Below are 16,883 nucleotides of genomic sequence, written 5' to 3' on the forward strand. Positions count from 1 at the left end.
GCTCAGACACAGTGATCCACGACGACGTGATCCACGACGAACGGAGCCGGGCCCGATGGGCGAGCAGCACCCCGTGAAGTTCCCGCAAGAGGTCATCGACGAGTACGCCGCCCTGGGCGTCGACCTGCCCGCGTTGTTCTCCGCGGGCCACCTCGGCACCCGGATGGGCGTGCAGATCGTCGAGGCCTCCGCGGACCGGGTCGTGGGCACCATGCCGGTCGAGGGCAACACCCAGCCCTACGGTCTGCTGCACGGGGGCGCCTCCGCCGTCCTCGCGGAGACCATCGGCTCCGTCGGCGCGATGCTGCACGGCGGCATCACCAAGATCGCCGTGGGTGTCGACCTGAACTGCACGCATCACCGCGGAGTGCGCTCCGGCCTGGTCACGGGCGTGGCCACGCCCGTGCACCGGGGCCGCACGTCGGCGACGTACGAGATCGCCATCACGGACGAGGACGGCAAGCGCGTCTGCAGCGCGCGGCTCACCTGCATCCTCAAGGACATACCCGGCGCCTGATCACGGCCGCGCCCCTCGCCCGACGACGGACCAGGGGCGCGCACCCTCTTCGTGGCGCGCGCCCGGCCGGGCCTGCGGCGCGCCGTCTCCTTGCGCGCCCCTCCCCACGGGCGGGCGCGCCCCTTCCTGCGGCGCGCGGGCCGACGCACCGGAGCACGCCGACGACGCACGCCGCCGGAGCGGATCGGCCCGTTGGAGCGGATCAGTCCGATCGGGCCGATCCGCCCGGCGGAGCGGATCAGCCCGGGAAGCGCTCGGTGAACAGGGCCCAGCCCTCCGGCCAGTCACCCAGGCCCGACTCCGCGTTGATGTGCCCCTTGGGGCCGACGTTCACCAGCGGGGCACCCAGCCGCCCGGCGGCCGCCACGGCGTACTCCATGGATCCGTAGGGATCGTCCTCACTGGCGACGAGCACGGCCGGGAAGGGCAGCGGCTCGTGCCGGGGAGCGTCGAAGCCGACCGCCGCCGCGGGGAACCCGGGTCCGTGCGGATCGGGCATGGCGACCAGGAACGCCCCGACGACGCCCTCGTCCCCGTGGCCGACGGCCCACTCGGCCAGCACCGAACAGCCGAGACTGTGGGCGACGAGGACCTTCGGCCCCGCGATCGAGCGGAGCGCGGAGTCCAGGTCGCGCACCCACGCGTCACGGTCGGGTTCGTCCCATTTGCCGTGTTCCACCCAGACGCTGCCGGGGAGCCGGCCGCGCCACAGGGACTGCCAGTGCTCCGGCCCGGAGTTGCCGATGCCCGCGAGGAACACACACGTCGCCGACCGTTCCATGCCCACCTCCTGTGTGCGCGGGACCTGGCCGGCGCTCCCCTGCCGACGCCCTTGTGCGGAGACGGGGTTCGGTGCCCGGTCCGTCCGGCTCGTCCGCCGTTATAGCAACCCGGGGCGATCAAGGGCCATTGCCGCCCGCATGCCAAGACGGCCCGGCGGCGGGCGCGGCCAACCCCTCGTGCTGCGGGGCCCATTGGCGGAGTCACCGGCTCCGGCTTAGCGTGAGGCATGACCGGCATCGGGCCCGTCGAGCCGTACCACCCCGATGATCCCGACGGCCCCCACCAGGACCCGCCACCCGACCTCCTGTGGTCGAACTCAGCGCGCGCCCACGCCCTTTGGGATGCCCTGCCGCGCTCCTGGCAGCGTCTCGCCCAGGCCCTGCTGGTCGCCGCGACCGCCACCGGCGCCTTCTTCCTGCTGCGCCCCGGCCCGGCCACGGAGGCCACCCCGAACCCGTACCCCTGGCCGGCGGGCGTCACGAACGTGTACTACAAGGGCCGGGGCCCGGCGCCCGCCACCTTCCGCTTCGAGGTCGACGTCTCGCGCGGCAGCCCGGTCACCGTCCATCAAGTGGGCGCAGGACTGCCCGAGTTGGGGGCCACCACGACGCCCGGCCTGCCACTGACAGTGAAGGCGGGCTCGCCCCGGCTCATCACGGTGCGCATCTCCGTATACAAGTGCAACGCGCTCCCGCCGGCCCTCGACCTCCCGCACCTCGACCTGCTCCTCAGCAACAGGACCGCTCGGCAGCAGCAGAGCTTTCTGTTCGGCGGCGCCTACCCGCGGGACCTGTGGGCCGACCTGCACGCCGCCTGCTTCCCCAACCCCATGTCCCCCGTGCCCACTTCGTCCCACCGGGACACCCGCCGCGACCTCACGCGGAGGTAACAGTGGGTTACCTCTGCCGTAATGAAGCAATGGCCCGGCCGCGACCGTGTCCGGATCTCGCCCCACGGAAGGCGGCGCCCACCCACCAGGCCGGCCGGGTCCGGCCGACGTCATGAACCGGAACAGGGCGTTCTCAGCATGCGAACACACGGTGCCCCCGGACCGCGGTGCCCAAATAGTCCGATCGTCCGGCCTGCGCCCACCGGGACAGTCCCCGCATAACAAGAGCGTCACAGCCTTCCCCGCGCTCCTCCCCATGCCCCCTACCTGCGCTTAGAGTCACGGCCAGTCACCGCGCCGCCGGGCGCGTCTGCTGCACGGCCTGTTTCACCCAGTACGGCCCGGCGAGACTCACGGCCCCCACCTTGGGGTGCCGCGCCAGGGAGAGGAATCAACGTGCGACACCGTTCTTTGGTCATACTCACCTCCGTGCTCACCACCGGAGCACTCACGCTGACCGCCTGCGGCTCGCGCGACGACGGCGGGGACAGCAAGGACAGCGGCAAGAAGACCGAGATCATCATCGGCGTCGATGCGCCGCTGACCGGCCAGAACTCGGCCACCGGCCTCGGTATCCAGGGCGGCGTCCAGATCGCCGTCAACGACGCCAACAAGAACAACACCGTTCCCGGCGTGACCTTCAAGGTCCAGGCGCTCGACGACAAGGCGATCCCGGCCCAGGGCCAGTCGAACGCCACCCAGCTCGTCCAGAACGACAAGGTCCTCGGCGTCGTCGGCCCGCTCAACTCCGGTGTCGCCACGCAGATGCAGCAGGTCTTCGCCACGGCCAACCTGGTCGAGATCTCGCCGTCCAACACGGCTCCCGAGCTGACCCAGGGCAAGAACTGGCAGACGTCGAAGTCGCGTCCGTTCAAGACGTACTTCCGCACCGCCACCACCGACGCCCTCCAGGGCGGTTTCGCGGCCGACTACGCCTACAACACGCTGAAGAAGCGCAAGGTGTTCGTCGTCGACGACAAGCAGACCTACGGTGCCGGCCTCGCCAAGCTGTTCAAGGCGGGCTTCACCAAGTCGGGCGGCAAGGTCGCGGGCGAGGACCACGTCAACACGGGCGACACGGACTTCTCGGCCCTCGTCACCAAGATCAAGAAGTCGAAGGCCGACCTCGTGTACTACGGCGGCCAGTACGACGAGTCGGAGAAGCTCACCAAGCAGCTCAAGGACGGCGGAGCCAAGATCCCGCTGTTCGGTGGTGACGGCATGTTCACCCCGACCTACATCGAGACCGCCGGCAAGACGTCCGAGGGCGACCTCGTGACCTCCGTCGGCCAGCCCGTCGACTCGCTGCCCTCCGCCGCCGAGTTCATCAAGAAGTACAAGGCCTCCGGCCTCAAGGGCGACTACGGCACCTACGGTGGCTACTCCTACGACGCCGCGACCGCCATCATCAAGGCGATCGGCAACGTCGTGAAGGACGGCAAGGTCCCGGACGACGCTCGCGCCAAGATCGTCGCCGAGGTCCAGAAGACCAAGTTCGACGGCATCGCCGGCCCCGTCTCCTTCGACGAGTTCGGTGACACCACGAACAAGCAGCTCACCGTCTACCAGGTCGTCGACGGCAAGTGGAAGGCCGTCAAGAGCGGCACGTTCAACGGCTGATCCACACTGCCGCTAGCACCATCCGAGGGCCGCGCGGCCAGACCACCCGTCACCGCGCGGCCCGCTTCATACGCCCTGCTCAACTCTCCCCACCACATGGAGGCCATGCGGTGAACACCCTGCCGCAGCAGCTGGCCAACGGGCTGTTCCTCGGCTCGATGTACGGGCTGATCGCCATCGGCTACACGATGGTGTACGGCATCGTCCAGCTCATCAACTTCGCCCACGGCGAGATCTTCATGACCGGCGGCTTCGGCGCGCTCACGGTCTACCTGTATGTCCTGCCCGACGGCACCACCATGTGGATAGCCCTCCCAGCGATGCTGATAGGCGGCGGCCTCGTCTCCGTCCTCATCGCCGTCGGGGCGGAACGCTTCGCCTACCGACCACTGCGCGGAGCACCACGCCTCGCACCGCTCATCACCGCCATCGGTCTCTCGCTGGCGCTCCAGCAGGTCGTCTTCAACGGTTACCCGGACGCCAAGAACGACCTCAAGTTCCCGCAACTCCCCTTCGGGCCCTGGCACATCGGTTCCGTCAGCATCCAGAGCGGCTCCTTCTTCGTCATCGTCGCCGCCCCGATCTGCATGGCCGCCCTCGCCTTCTTCGTCCGTCTGTCGCGCACCGGCCGTGCCATGCAGGCCACCGCGCAGGACCCGGACACCGCGCAGCTGATGGGCATCGACACGAACCGCATCATCGTGATCGCCTTCGCCATCGGCGGCTTCTTCGCCGCGGTCGCGGCCGTCGCGTACGGCCTGCGCTACGGCACCATCAAGTACGACATGGGCTTCCAGATGGGCCTCAAGGCCTTCACCGCGGCCGTCCTCGGCGGCATCGGCAACATCTACGGCGCCATGATCGGCGGTCTCGTCCTCGGCCTCGCCGAGACCCTGGCCACCTCCTACATCGACGGCATCCCGGGCATGCAGCAGCTCGGCGGCGGCGGCTGGTCCTCCGTCTGGGCCTTCGTCCTCCTCATCCTCGTCTTGCTGTTCAGGCCACAAGGCCTGGTCGGCGAACGCGTCGCGGACAGGGCGTGAGCACCATGGCATCCATCGACACCACGGCCCCGGAGCGCGGGCTGATCGCACTGCCGCAGGCCGTCGCCCGCGTCCTCGTCGCGGTCGGCGCCGTCGCCACCATCGCCAGTACGTTCATGTCCTGGACGTACACGGACGAATTCCCCGGCGACCTCACGTACTACGGCTCCCCGGCCGGTCTGCAGATCCTCGACCTCGTCGCCGGCGCCGTCACCCTGCTCTTCGCGCTGACCCTGTGGAACGTGCGGGGCCTCGGCTGGCTCAACCCGGCGGGCGCCACCCAGCCCGTCGTCCTCGCGTCCTGCTCCGCCTTCGCGGTCAGCTGGTTCAGCGCCATCGCCATCGCCGTGGACCTCAAAGGCCTGGTCGCCCTGGACCCCGGCGCCTACATCGCCGCCGTCGGTTCCCTGATCGCGGTCCTCGGAGCGCTCGCGCTGCCCAAGCCGGGCGACACCTTCAAGGACTACGTCACCAAGCCGGAGAACATCCCGCCGGCCGCCAAGCTCCCGGTCTGGGGCGAGCGCCTCGTCATCACCGGCGCCACCGCCGCGGCACTGATCATCTTCTCCTACGGCGTCGGTGTCGACCCGGAGGCAAGCGAAACGTTCCTCGGCTATCTGCTGCTGGTCATCTTCGGCGTCTGGGCGCTGATGACCGCGGGCCTCTTCGACCGGTTCGCCGCCCTCAACGCCCGACACAAGGGCTTCGCCACCTCGATGGCGTTCCTGGCCGCGGCGCTGTTCCCCTTCGTCGAGAACAACGAGCACAACTCGAACCTGGGCGTGAACATCCTCGTCGTCGCCACCGTCGCCCTCGGTCTCAACATCGTCGTCGGCCTCACCGGTCTCCTCGACCTCGGATACGTCGCCTTCCTCGGTGTCGGCGCCTACGCCGCGGCCCTCGTCTCCGGCTCGGAGTTCTCCCGCTTCTCCGGCGTCCAGTTCCCCTTCTGGGCCGCGATGCTGACGGGTATGGCCGCGTCACTCGTCTTCGGTGTCCTCATCGGAGCCCCGACCCTGCGCCTGCGCGGTGACTACCTCGCCATCGTGACCCTCGGCTTCGGAGAGATCTTCCGTATCTCCGTCAACAACATGGACGGTTCCTCCGGGCCCAACCTCACCAACGGCCCCAACGGCATCTCCATGATCCCGGACCTCACCATCTTCGGGTTCAACTTCGGCAGCAGCCACGACGTCGTCGGGGTCACCCTCGGCCGGTTCGCGAACTACTTCCTGCTGATGCTGATCATCACGGCGATCGTGGTCGTCGTCTTCAACCGCGCCGCCGACTCCCGTATCGGCCGCTCGTGGATCGCCATCCGCGAGGACGAGACCGCCGCCACCGCCATGGGCATCAACGGCTTCCGCGTCAAGCTCATCGCCTTCGCGCTGGGCGCCTCGCTCGCCGGCCTCGCCGGCACCGTCAGCGCCCACGTCGGCTACAGCGTCAACCCGGCCCCCTATCAGTTCGCCGGCTCGGTGCCGCCCAACTCCGCCTTCCTGCTCGCCGCGGTCGTCCTCGGTGGCATGGGCACCGTCAACGGCCCGATCCTCGGCGCCTCGCTGCTCTACCTCCTCCCCGAGAAGCTCGGCTTCCTGAAGGAGTACCAGCTCCTCGCCTTCGGCCTCGCGCTCATCATCCTGATGCGCTTCCGCCCCGAGGGCATCGTGGCCAACCGCCGCCGCCAGCTCGAATTCCACGACACCGGCCAGCTCGACATTCCGGAGCAGGCCCTGCCCGACACCACCGTCGGCGTCACGAAGGCAGGGGCGTGACCCACATGACCACCACCACAGCCCCCACCCCGGTGCTCGAAGCCAGCGGCGTCACCATGCGCTTCGGCGGTCTCACCGCCGTCCGCAGCGTCGACCTCACGGTCAACTCGGGTGAGATCGTCGGCCTCATCGGACCCAACGGCGCGGGAAAGACCACCTTCTTCAACTGCCTGACGGGCCTCTACGTCCCCACCGAGGGCAAGGTCGCGTACAAGGGCAAGGTCCTCCCGCCCAAGCCCCACCTGGTCACCAGCGCGGGCATCGCCCGTACCTTCCAGAACATCCGGCTGTTCGCCAACATGACCGTTCTGGAGAACGTGCTCGTGGGCCGGCACACCCGGACGAAGGAAGGCCTCTGGTCCGCGCTCCTGCGCGGTCCGGGCTTCCGCAAGGCCGAGGCCGCGTCCCGTGAACGCGCCATGGAGCTGCTGGAGTTCATCGGCCTCGACCACAAGGCCGACCACCTCTCCCGCAACCTCCCCTACGGCGAGCAGCGCAAGCTGGAGATCGCCCGCGCCATGGCGAGCGACCCGGGTCTGCTGCTCCTCGACGAGCCGACCGCGGGCATGAACCCGCAGGAGACGCGGGCGACGGAAGAACTCGTCTTCGCCATCCGTGACCGGGGCATCGCCGTGCTCGTCATCGAGCACGACATGCGCTTCATCTTCAACCTGAGCGACCGCGTCGCCTGTCTCGTCCAGGGCGAGAAGCTCGTCGAGGGCACGTCGGAGGTCGTCCAGGGCGACGAGCGCGTCATCGCCGCCTACCTCGGTACGCCGTTCGAGGGCGCCCCCGGCGAGGAGGAGGCCGCGGAGGTCGAGGCCGCCGAAGCCGGAGCCGCCGAGGCCGCCGAGGCCGCCGAGGCGTCGAGCAGCACCAGCAAGGAAGGAACCGCCCAGTGACCGCACTGCTGGAGGTCGAGGACCTCAAGGTCGCCTACGGCAAGATCGAGGCCGTCAAGGGCATCTCCTTCACCGTCGAAGCCGGTCAGATCGTCACCCTCATCGGCACCAACGGCGCCGGCAAGACGACGACTCTGCGCACCCTCTCCGGGCTCCTCAAGCCCAGCGGCGGGCGCATCCTCTTCGACGGTCAGCCCCTCGCCAACGTCCCCGCTCACAAGATCGTCGCCCTCGGACTCGCCCACTCCCCCGAGGGCCGGCACATCTTCCCCCGTCTGACCATCGCGGAGAACCTCCAGCTCGGAGCGTTCCTGCGGAGCGACAAGGCGGGCATCGAGAAGGACATCCAACGGGCCTACGACCTGTTCCCCATCCTGGGCGAGCGGCGCAAGCAGGCCGCGGGAACCCTCTCGGGCGGTGAGCAGCAGATGCTGGCGATGGGCCGGGCTCTGATGTCCCAGCCCAAGCTGCTCATGCTGGACGAGCCGTCCATGGGCCTCTCGCCGATCATGATGCAGAAGATCATGTCGACGATCGCCGAGCTGAAGGCCGCCGGCACGACGATCCTGCTCGTCGAGCAGAACGCCCAGGCGGCGCTCTCGCTCGCCGACCAGGGGCACGTCATGGAGGTCGGCAGCATCGTCCTCTCCGGCACCGGTCAGGACCTGCTGCACGACGAGTCGGTGCGGAAGGCGTACCTGGGCGAGGACTGAGGCACCCCGCCCGGCACGTCCCCGGACGCGCGAAGAGGCCCGCACCCCTCGGGGTGCGGGCCTCTCGCATGCGCAAGGTACGGGCTCGGCGCGTGCCCGGCCGCAGGAGTGCGGCCGATTAGCCCTTCGCGGCCTTCTTCTCCGCGGCGTCCTGGATGACCGCCTCGGCGACCTGCTGCATGGACATCCGACGGTCCATGGACGTCTTCTGGATCCACCGGAAGGCGGCCGGCTCCGTCAGCCCGTACTCCGTCTGCAGAACGGACTTGGCCCGGTCGACGAGCTTCCGCGTCTCCAGCCGCTGGGTGAGATCCTCGATCTCCTTCTCCAGCGCCTTCAGCTCGGTGAAGCGCGACACCGCCATCTCGATGGCGGGCACCACATCGCTCTTGCTGAAGGGCTTGACCAGGTACGCCATCGCGCCGGCGTCACGGGCCCGCTCGACGAGGTCGCGCTGCGAGAACGCGGTCAGCATGAGGACGGGGGCGATGCTCTCCTCGGCGATCTTCTCCGCCGCGGAGATCCCGTCCAGCTTCGGCATCTTCACGTCGAGGATCACGAGGTCCGGCTTGTGCTCGCGGGCCAGCTCGATGGCCTGCTCGCCGTCGCCCGCCTCGCCCACGACGGTGTAGCCCTCCTCCTCCAGCATCTCTTTGAGGTCGAGTCGGATCAGTGCCTCGTCCTCAGCGATGACGACACGGGTCGTCAGCGGAGGCACGTGCGACTTGTCGTCGTCGGGCGCGTCTACGGGCTGGGGCGACTCGGGGGCGGTCACGGGGGCTCCTCGTTCAGGGCGCGGGTACTGCTCCCAAGAGCCTACCCAGCTGCGGTATGGTGGTCAGGCAGCGGGTCGGGGTAAACCTTCGATTCAGCGGGCCCCGGTAGCCCAATTGGCAGCAGGCAATGGATTCAAAACCCATACAGTGTCGGTTCGAGTCCGACCCGGGGCACTTTTCTTTGGATTCCAAGGTCGCCATCCAGAAGTGGATGTTTCCTTTCCCTTGAACATCCGCGCCTTTCGCGCGCGTCGGAACATCCGCGTCTTTCGCGCGCGTCGCAGCCGATCGGTTCCCCGGCGCATCCGCCCCGGGTGCCGGAAGATGACAGCAGCACACCCCCGTCCGTGAACCGGACTGTCCACGCGTACCCGTTGGGGCTCCGTCCCGTCCTGCGACAGCACCGCCCGATCACCACCCGGCCGTTGCGTCGTGGCACACCGACGGGCCCCTCCGGACGATTCCGCGGGGGCCCGTCGCCGTACCGCCTACTTGGGGCTGTCGTCCTCGCCGATGTGGTGCACGCGGACCAGGTTGGTCGAACCGGAGACCCCGGGCGGCGATCCCGCCGTGATCACGACGATGTCGCCCTTCTCGCAGCGGCCGTACTTCAGGAGCAGCTCGTCCACCTGTTCCACCATGGCGTCGGTGGAGCCGACGTGCGGGCCGAGGAAGGTCTCCACGCCCCAGGTGAGGTTCAGCTGGGAGCGGGTCGCCTGGGCCGGGGTGAAGGCCAGCAGCGGGATCGGTGAACGGTACCGGGACAGCCGACGGGCCGTGTCCCCGGACTGGGTGAAGGCGACGAGGAACCGGGCGCCCAGGAAGTCGCCCATCTCGGCGGCGGCGCGCGCCACGGCACCGCCCTGGGTGCGGGGCTTGTTGCGCTCGGTCAGCGGCGGGAGCCCCTTGGCGAGGATGTCCTCCTCCGCCGCCTCCACGATGCGCGCCATGGTGCGCACGGTCTCGACGGGGTACTTGCCGACGCTCGTCTCGCCGGACAGCATCACCGCGTCCGTGCCGTCGATGACGGCGTTGGCGACGTCGGAGGCCTCCGCGCGGGTGGGCCGGGAGTTGTCGATCATCGAGTCGAGCATCTGGGTGGCGACGATGACCGGCTTGGCGTTCCGCTTGGCCAGCTTGACGGCGCGCTTCTGGACGATCGGCACCTGCTCCAGCGGCATTTCGACGCCGAGGTCGCCGCGCGCGACCATGATGCCGTCGAACGCGGCGACGATGTCGTCGATGTTCTCGACGGCCTGGGGCTTCTCCACCTTGGCGATCACCGGGAGGCGGCGGCCCTCCTCGTCCATGATCCGGTGGACGTCCACGATGTCCTTGCCGCTGCGGACGAACGACAGGGCGATGACGTCGAATCCGGAGCGCAGGGCCCAGCGCAGGTCGGCTTCGTCCTTCTCGGAGAGGGCGGGGACGGAGACGGCGACACCGGGGAGGTTGAGGCCCTTGTGGTCGGAGACCATGCCGCCCTCGACGACCGTGGTGTGCACGCGGGGGCCGTCGACGGCCGTGACCTCCAGGCAGACCTTGCCGTCGTCGACGAGGATGCGCTCACCGGGCGTGACGTCGGAGGCCAGACCCCCGTAGGTCGTACCGCAGGTCTGGCGGTCGCCCTCGAAGCCGTCCTCGACGGTGATGGTGAAGCTGTCTCCGCGTTCAAGGAGTACGGGACCTTCGCTGAAGCGGCCGAGCCGGATCTTCGGGCCTTGAAGGTCGGCGAGGATGCCGACGCTGCGGCCAGTCTCGTCGGAGGCCTTCCGCACGTGCTGGTAACGCTCCTCGTGCTCGGCATAGGTGCCGTGACTGAGGTTGAAGCGGGCTACGTCCATTCCGGCGTCGACCAGTGCCTTGATCTGGTCGTACGAGTCGGTGGCGGGGCCCAATGTACAAACGATCTTTGCTCGGCGCATGATTCGAGCGTATGCCTTACCGGCGGGTAGAGAATTGGTCGCGTGTGACTACTCAACAACGCTTGCGTGAAGCGTTATTGACAAGTGTTGAATTGTGCGCCGGGGCGCTCCGATGAGCATTCGGAAGCACCCCGGAACAATTCGAGGGATCCTTCGCCCCTCTATTCGAAATACCGGACATTCGGCGGTCACAACCGCGGCGGCGCCATCGTGAAGCGGGCGTTGACCTGGGCGTAGACATGCTGGCGCTGCGGTTCGAGGTCGAGGGGCGCGGCCTCCTCGTCCGCGGACGCGGCGTACACGGACCGTGAACGCGCGGCGCCGGCGAGACCGTACGGCTGGACGTTCTCCGCGCCGATGTCCGCCAGTTCCACCAGGGCCGTGAGGGTGGTGCCGAGGGCCTCCGCGTACTCTCGGGCGCGTTGCACGGCCTCGCGGACCGCCTGCTGCCTGGCCCTGCGGTGTTCGGGCGAATCCGGGCGCAGGGCCCACCAGGGGCCGTCGACACGGGTGATCTGGAGGTCCGCCAGTCGTGTGGTGAGCTCGCCGAGCGCGGTGAAGTCGGTGAGTTCGGCGTCGATCCGGACGCGGCCGACGTAGGCGTGGACACGTTCACCGCGGCCGTGCCGGGTCAGTTCCGGGGCGATGGAGAACCCGCCGGTCTCCACGCGCTCGACGGCGTCTCCGTAGGACTTCACCAGGTCGAGGGCGGCGGCGTTGCGGCGGGTGAGGTCGGCGAGCGCCTCCTGCCTGTCCTTGCCGCGCGCGGCGACGGTGACGCCGATCCGGGCGATCTCCGGATCGACCTCCAGGTGGGCCTCGCCACGCACGGCGATGCGCGGGGACTCGGGCGTCCCGTACGGGACGGCGAGTTGGGGTTCTTCCGGGGCGGAGTCTGCATTGGGGGCCATACGTCCCACTCTGTCACCGGGACGGCCGGTTGTGGCGCCCACAGGTCATCAGAAAGAAACCTCACGGACCTGTTGCCGCCGTGGCGCGTGGGCCAGAATCTACGCGCGTCGTCGACCCATTTCCTAGGAGCCACAGACATGCCGTTGAACCGCAGGAAGTTCCTCAAGAAGTCCGCCGTCACGGGTGCGGGCGTCGCGCTCGCCGGCGCGGCGGCGGCTCCGGCGGCGCAGGCCGCCGAGGCCAAGGGCGGCAAGAAGCCCAAGCGGTACTCCCTGACGGTGATGGGCACGACGGACCTGCACGGCCACGTCTTCAACTGGGACTACTTCAAGGACGCGGAGTACAAGGACGCGGCGGGCAACGCCCAGGGCCTGTCCCGGATCTCGACGCTGGTGAACCAGATCCGCGAGGAGAAGGGCCGCTGCAACACGCTCCTCCTCGACGCGGGCGACACCATTCAGGGCACCCCGCTGACGTACTACTACGCGAAGGTCGACCTGATCACCGCCAAGGGTGGTCCGGTGCACCCGATGGCGCAGGCGATGAACGCGATCGGCTACGACGCGGCGGCCCTCGGCAACCACGAGTTCAACTACGGCATCGAGACGCTGCGGAAGTTCGAGTCGCAGTGCCACTTCCCGCTGCTCGGCGCCAACGCGCTCGACGCGAAGACCCAGAAGCCCGCCTTCCCGCCGTACTTCATCAAGACCTTCCACGTGCCGGGTGCCGCGCCGGTGAAGGTGGCCGTGCTCGGTCTGACGAACCCGGGCATCGCGATCTGGGACAAGGCCTACGTGCAGGGCAAGCTGACGTTCCCGGGACTCGAGGAGCAGGCGGCCAAGTGGGTGCCGAAGCTGCGCTCCATGGGCGCGGACGTCGTCGTCGTGTCGGCGCACTCCGGTTCCTCCGGCACCTCCTCGTACGGTGACCAGCTGCCCTACGTCGAGAACTCGGCGGCCCTGGTGGCCCAGCAGGTGCCGGGCATCGACGCGATCCTCGTCGGCCACGCGCACGTGGAGATCCCCGAGCTGAAGGTCACCAACACCGCCACCGGGAAGACGGTCGTCCTCTCGGAGCCGCTGGCCTTCGCCGAGCGGCTGTCCGTGTTCGACATCGAGCTGGTCTTCGAGAAGGGCCGGTGGCAGGTCGAGTCGGTGGCGTCATCGGTCCGCAACTCGAACTCGGTCGCCGACGACCCGAAGATCACCAAGCTGCTGAAGGACGAGCACGCGGCGGTCGTGGAGTACGTCAACCAGGTGGTCGGCACGGCGACCGACACCCTGACGACCGTCGAGGCGCGCTACAAGGACGCCCCGATCATCGACCTGATCACCAAGGTGCAGGAGGACGTGGTCAAGGCGGCGCTGGCGGGCACCTCGTACGCCTCGCTGCCCGTGATCGCGCAGGCGTCGCCGTTCTCACGGACCTCGGAGATCCCGGCCGGCGACGTGACCATCCGCGACCTGTCGAGCCTGTACGTGTACGACAACACCCTGGTCGCCAAGGTGATGACGGGCGCTCAGATCCGAGCGTACCTGGAGTACTCGGCGGAGTACTTCGTGCAGACGGCGGCCGACGCGCCGGTCGACGTGGAGAAGCTCACCAACGCGAACAACCGCCCCGACTACAACTACGACTACGTGTCGGGACTCCAGTACGACATCGACGTCGCGCAGGCGGCCGGTTCGCGCATCAAGAACCTGACCTACAACGGGGCCGCACTGGACGACGCCCAGCAGTTCGTGCTCGCCGTGAACAACTACCGCGCGAACGGTGGCGGCGCCTTCCCGCACGTCGCGTCGGCCACGGAGGTGTGGTCGGAGTCGACGGAGATCCGCACGCGGATCTCCGAGTGGGTGACCGCCAAGGGCACGCTGGACCCGAAGGAGTTCGCCTCCGTGGACTGGAAGCTGACGCGGAACGGCACGCCCGTCTTCTAGCCCACGAGGCCTGTCCTCACGTCCGGGTGGTCCGCCCCCTGGCTCCCTGCGGGACCGGCGGCGCCGGCGCGGCCTCCGCGTCGGCGCCGTCACCGTTCCGGCGGGCGCGCGCCACCTCGCCTACCGCCCGTCGACGAGCGGGGTGAGCGTCAGCTCGTCCCGGCGCGCGCCCGGGACCTGCTGCTGCTCGAGTCCGAACGTGGTGAATGCGGTGCGACCGGGCAGCGGGTAAGGGTCCTTGCCGGTGAGGGAGTTGAGGATGGTGGCGCTGCGCCAGGCGGCGAGACCGAGATCGGGCGCACCGACACCGTGGGTGTGGAGTTCGGCGTTCTGGACGTACAGCTGGCCCGTGACGGAGGGGTCCAGCACGAGGCGGAAGTGGTCGTCGATCCGGGGCCGCTCGGCCGTGTCACGGCGCAGGTAGGGGTCGAGTCCGGCGAGGATGCGGCCGAGCGGGCGTTCGCGGTAGCCGGTGGCGAGGACGACGGCGTCGGTGGTGAGCCGGGAACGGGCGCCCTGCTGGACGTGTTCCAGGTGGAGTTCGACCTTGGTGGTGGCGACGCGTCCCGCGGTGCGCACGGTGACGGCGGGGGTGAGGACGGCGTCGGGCCAGCCGCCGTGCAGGGTGCGGCGGTAGAGCTCGTCGTGGATGGCGGCGATGGTGTCGGCGTCGATGCCCTTGTGGAGCTGCCACTGCGCGGCGACGAGCCGGTCGCGGACCGGCTCGGTCAGGGCGTGGAAGTAGCGGGTGTAGTCGGGCGTGAAGTGTTCCAGGCCGAGCTTGGAGTACTCCATGGGCGCGAACGCCTCGGTACGGGCCAGCCAGTGGATCTTCTCGCGTCCGGCGGGGCGGTTGCGCAGCAGGTCGAGGAAGACCTCGGCTCCGGACTGTCCCGCGCCGATCACGGTGATGTGCTCGGCGGTGAGGAACCGCTCCCGGTGCTGGAGGTAGTCCGCGGCGTGGATGACGGGCACGCCGGGTGCCTCGACCAGGGTTCTGAGGGGGTCGGGGATGTGCGGGGCGGTGCCGACGCCGAGCACGATGTTGCGCGTGTACGAGCGGCCCAGCGCCTCGGCCTCCCCGTCGGCGTCGAGCCGGCTGAAGTCGACCTCGAAGAGGGCGCGTTCGGGGTTCCAGCGGACGGCGTCGACCTGGTGGCCGAAGTGCAGTCCGGGGATGCTGTCGGCGACCCACCGGCAGTAGGCGTCGTACTCGGCGCGCTGGATGTGGAAGCGCTCGGCGAAGTAGAAGGGGAAGAGGCGGTCGCGGTCCTTCAGGTAGTTGAGGAACGACCACGGGTTCGCCGGGTCGGCGAGGGTCACCAGGTCCGCCAGAAAGGGGACTTGGAGGGTGGCGCCGTCGATGAGCAGGCCGGGGTGCCAGTCGAAGCCGGGGCGCTGTTCGTAGAAGACGGTGTCGAGTTCGGCCAGGGGGTGGGCGAGGGCGGCGAGGGAGAGGTTGAACGGGCCGATGCCGATGCCCACCAGGTCGCGGGGTGCTTCGGCGGCGGGACGTGGGGGGGTGGGCGTCTGGCTCATCTCGGTGTGTGTCCTTCCACCAGTTTCAGGAGGGTGGCCAGGTCGCCCGGCCGGGTGTCGGGGTTCAGGAGGGTGACCTTGAGCCAGAGGCGGCCGTCGAGAGCGGCGCGGCCGAGGACGGCGCGGCCCTCGTGCAGGAGGGTGCGGCGCACCGCGGCGACGTCGGCGTCGGAAGCGCCCGTGGGCCGGAAAAGGACGGTGCTGATGACCGGCCGGTCGTAGAGCTCGAAACCGGGATCTGCGGCTATCAGGTCGGCCAGTCCGGCGGCATGCGCGCAGACCTGGTCGATGAGCGCACCGAGGCCGGCCCGTCCGAGCGTGGCGAGAGTGACGGCGATCTTGAGGATGTCGGGGCGCCGGGTGGTGCGCAGGGAGCGGCCGAGGAGGTCGGGGAGGCCGGCTTCGGTGTCGTCGTCGGCGTTCAGGTAGTCGGCGCTGTACCGCAGGACGGCGAGGTCGCTCGCCTTCCGTACGGCGAGGAGTCCCGCGGCCACGGGCTGCCAGCCCAGTTTGTGCAGGTCGAGGGTGACGGTGTCGGCACGGTGGAGCCCGTCGAGCCGCGCGCGGTGCCGGTCGCTGAAGAGGAGGCTTCCGCCGTAGGCCGCGTCGATGTGGAGGCGGGCGCCGTGCGCCGCGCACAGGTCGGCGATGTCGGCCAGCGGGTCGAGGAGTCCGGCGTCGGTGGTGCCGGCGGTGGCGGCCACCAGGAGGGAGCCGCGAGGGCCGGGGAGTTCGGTGAGTGCCTCGTCGAGGGCGGCCGGGTCCATCGTGCCGGCCGGGGCGGGGACGACGACGGGCTCGGGCAGGCCGAGCAGCCAGGCGGCGCGGTGCAGGGAGTGGTGGGCGTTGGCGCCGCAGACCAGCCGCACGCCTCCACGGGCCTCGCGGGCGAGGAGGAGGGCGAGTTGGTTCGACTCGGTGCCGCCGGTGGTGACGAGGGCGTCGGCCCGTCCGGGAGGCTCGTCGGCCCCCGAGTAGACCTCCGCGGCCAGGGCCGCGGTGACGAGGGCTTCGAGCGCGGAGGCGGCCGGCGCCTGGTCCCAGGAGTCCAGGGACGGGTTGAGGACCGCGGCGGCGAGGTCGGCGGCGGCCGCGACGGCGAGGGGCGGGCAGTGCAGGTGGGCGGCGCACAGCGGATCGGCGGGGTCGGCCGACCCTGCCGCCAGGGCGTGCACCAGGACGCGCAGGGCGTCGTCGCGGCCCTCCCGGGGCAGCACCTCGCCCACCGCGTCGCGCACGTGCCGCGCGACCGCCTCCGGGCCTCCGGCGGGCAGCGGGCCCCCGCGTGCCGCCGCGCCCTCGCGCAGGGCGTCGAGGACGGTGTCGAGCAGTGGCCGCAGAGCGCCGGGACCTTCGGGACCTGAGGCGAGGGGCGGCGTGCTCATGGGGTGTCCTCCGGTGGGCGCGCGGCGGGGCGATTCCCAGGGTGTACGCATTTCGGGTCGGCGCGCCCGTATGGGACAACGATCCGACCCGAAAGGGGGTACTGCCGTGCGGAGGAAATGTGTCGGGGCGGCCGGGGTGCTACGCGCCGCGGTCCGCCCGCGGA

The 16,883-nt window shown here is 69.7% G+C and carries 14 protein-coding genes and 1 tRNA gene; 9 read left to right on the forward strand and 6 right to left on the reverse strand.

The genetic code is table 11. The features are described from left to right. Positions 1-55 precede the first annotated feature (55 nt). The gene (locus tag ACZ4IF_RS00055; protein WP_467558125.1) at positions 56-517 is read left to right on the forward strand and encodes a PaaI family thioesterase; all 462 of its coding nucleotides are present in this window, start codon (positions 56-58) and stop codon (positions 515-517) included. Between the two features lie 238 nt (positions 518-755). On the opposite strand, the gene ACZ4IF_RS00060 is transcribed toward ACZ4IF_RS00055, so the two are convergent. Beyond that, positions 756-1,298, reverse strand: a complete 543-nt coding sequence (locus tag ACZ4IF_RS00060) for an RBBP9/YdeN family alpha/beta hydrolase (protein WP_467558127.1) — start codon at positions 1,296-1,298, stop codon at positions 756-758. Positions 1,299-1,526: 228 nt separating this feature from the next. Between ACZ4IF_RS00060 and ACZ4IF_RS00065 the strand changes: the two genes are divergently transcribed. The 6 genes from ACZ4IF_RS00065 (at position 1,527) to ACZ4IF_RS00090 (ending at position 8,242) form a co-directional block, all read left to right on the forward strand. Continuing rightward, positions 1,527-2,189: a hypothetical protein gene (locus tag ACZ4IF_RS00065; protein WP_467558129.1), complete on the forward strand. Its 663-nt coding sequence runs from the start codon at positions 1,527-1,529 to the stop codon at positions 2,187-2,189. A gap of 396 nt (positions 2,190-2,585) precedes the next feature. Continuing rightward, positions 2,586-3,809 (forward strand): branched-chain amino acid ABC transporter substrate-binding protein, encoded by a 1,224-nt coding sequence (locus ACZ4IF_RS00070; protein WP_199791461.1) that lies wholly within the window; start codon positions 2,586-2,588, stop codon positions 3,807-3,809. Positions 3,810-3,919: 110 nt separating this feature from the next. Continuing rightward, entirely contained in the window at positions 3,920-4,852 is a 933-nt protein-coding gene (locus tag ACZ4IF_RS00075) for a branched-chain amino acid ABC transporter permease (RefSeq protein ID WP_359491126.1), read from the forward strand. 5 nt (positions 4,853-4,857) lie between these two features. After that, positions 4,858-6,627 carry a branched-chain amino acid ABC transporter permease gene (locus tag ACZ4IF_RS00080; RefSeq protein WP_467559897.1) on the forward strand — a complete coding sequence of 590 codons (1,770 nt, stop codon included), beginning with the start codon at positions 4,858-4,860 and terminating at the stop codon, positions 6,625-6,627. Between the two features lie 5 nt (positions 6,628-6,632). After that, a complete protein-coding gene (locus tag ACZ4IF_RS00085) occupies positions 6,633-7,529 on the forward strand; it encodes an ABC transporter ATP-binding protein (RefSeq protein WP_037765489.1) in 897 nt (298 codons plus the stop codon). Continuing rightward, a complete protein-coding gene (locus ACZ4IF_RS00090) occupies positions 7,526-8,242 on the forward strand; it encodes an ABC transporter ATP-binding protein (protein WP_028803100.1) in 717 nt (238 codons plus the stop codon). The genes ACZ4IF_RS00085 and ACZ4IF_RS00090 overlap by 4 nt, the downstream gene beginning before the upstream one ends. A gap of 118 nt (positions 8,243-8,360) precedes the next feature. On the opposite strand, the gene ACZ4IF_RS00095 is transcribed toward ACZ4IF_RS00090, so the two are convergent. Further along, a complete protein-coding gene (locus ACZ4IF_RS00095) occupies positions 8,361-9,017 on the reverse strand; it encodes an ANTAR domain-containing response regulator (RefSeq protein ID WP_359491132.1) in 657 nt (218 codons plus the stop codon). A gap of 100 nt (positions 9,018-9,117) precedes the next feature. Here ACZ4IF_RS00095 and ACZ4IF_RS00100 point away from each other — a divergent pair. After that, positions 9,118-9,192, forward strand: a tRNA-Leu gene (locus ACZ4IF_RS00100). A gap of 314 nt (positions 9,193-9,506) precedes the next feature. Here the strand turns inward: ACZ4IF_RS00100 and pyk are convergent. After that, positions 9,507-10,943 carry a pyruvate kinase gene (pyk, locus tag ACZ4IF_RS00105; RefSeq protein WP_467558133.1) on the reverse strand — a complete coding sequence of 479 codons (1,437 nt, stop codon included), beginning with the start codon at positions 10,941-10,943 and terminating at the stop codon, positions 9,507-9,509. Positions 10,944-11,131: 188 nt separating this feature from the next. Further along, positions 11,132-11,854 carry an SIMPL domain-containing protein gene (locus ACZ4IF_RS00110; protein ID WP_359491136.1) on the reverse strand — a complete coding sequence of 241 codons (723 nt, stop codon included), beginning with the start codon at positions 11,852-11,854 and terminating at the stop codon, positions 11,132-11,134. A 138-nt stretch (positions 11,855-11,992) separates the two neighbouring features. Between ACZ4IF_RS00110 and ACZ4IF_RS00115 the strand changes: the two genes are divergently transcribed. Next, the gene (locus tag ACZ4IF_RS00115; RefSeq protein ID WP_467558135.1) at positions 11,993-13,795 is read left to right on the forward strand and encodes a bifunctional metallophosphatase/5'-nucleotidase; all 1,803 of its coding nucleotides are present in this window, start codon (positions 11,993-11,995) and stop codon (positions 13,793-13,795) included. Between the two features lie 120 nt (positions 13,796-13,915). Here ACZ4IF_RS00115 and ACZ4IF_RS00120 read toward each other — a convergent pair whose 3' ends face one another. Both ACZ4IF_RS00120 and ACZ4IF_RS00125 read right to left on the reverse strand, forming a co-directional pair. Continuing rightward, complete coding sequence (locus tag ACZ4IF_RS00120) at positions 13,916-15,334, reverse strand: lysine N(6)-hydroxylase/L-ornithine N(5)-oxygenase family protein (protein WP_467558137.1); 1,419 nt, start codon at positions 15,332-15,334, stop codon at positions 13,916-13,918. Then, positions 15,331-16,719, reverse strand: coding sequence for a pyridoxal phosphate-dependent decarboxylase family protein (locus ACZ4IF_RS00125; RefSeq protein WP_467558139.1), 1,389 nt, complete (start codon positions 16,717-16,719; stop codon positions 15,331-15,333). Before ACZ4IF_RS00125 ends, ACZ4IF_RS00120 begins: the two co-directional genes overlap by 4 nt. Positions 16,720-16,883: the final 164 nt, after the last annotated feature.

It is taken from the genome of Streptomyces sp. NPDC025784 (assembly GCF_055558435.1).

Bases quoted from the DNA above. Each gene is read 5' to 3' on its own strand.
- ACZ4IF_RS00065 (WP_467558129.1), top strand. From the start codon at position 1,527: ATGACCGGCATCGGGCCCGTCGAGCCGTACCACCCCGATGATCCCGAC.
- ACZ4IF_RS00125 (WP_467558139.1), bottom strand. From the start codon at position 16,719: ATGAGCACGCCGCCCCTCGCCTCAGGTCCCGAAGGTCCCGGCGCTCTG.
- ACZ4IF_RS00120 (WP_467558137.1), bottom strand. From the start codon at position 15,334: ATGAGCCAGACGCCCACCCCCCCACGTCCCGCCGCCGAAGCACCCCGC.
- ACZ4IF_RS00055 (WP_467558125.1), top strand. From the start codon at position 56: ATGGGCGAGCAGCACCCCGTGAAGTTCCCGCAAGAGGTCATCGACGAG.
- ACZ4IF_RS00115 (WP_467558135.1), top strand. From the start codon at position 11,993: ATGCCGTTGAACCGCAGGAAGTTCCTCAAGAAGTCCGCCGTCACGGGT.
- pyk (WP_467558133.1), bottom strand. From the start codon at position 10,943: ATGCGCCGAGCAAAGATCGTTTGTACATTGGGCCCCGCCACCGACTCG.
- ACZ4IF_RS00080 (WP_467559897.1), top strand. From the start codon at position 4,858: ATGGCATCCATCGACACCACGGCCCCGGAGCGCGGGCTGATCGCACTG.
- ACZ4IF_RS00060 (WP_467558127.1), bottom strand. From the start codon at position 1,298: ATGGAACGGTCGGCGACGTGTGTGTTCCTCGCGGGCATCGGCAACTCC.
- ACZ4IF_RS00110 (WP_359491136.1), bottom strand. From the start codon at position 11,854: ATGGCCCCCAATGCAGACTCCGCCCCGGAAGAACCCCAACTCGCCGTC.
- ACZ4IF_RS00085 (WP_037765489.1), top strand. From the start codon at position 6,633: ATGACCACCACCACAGCCCCCACCCCGGTGCTCGAAGCCAGCGGCGTC.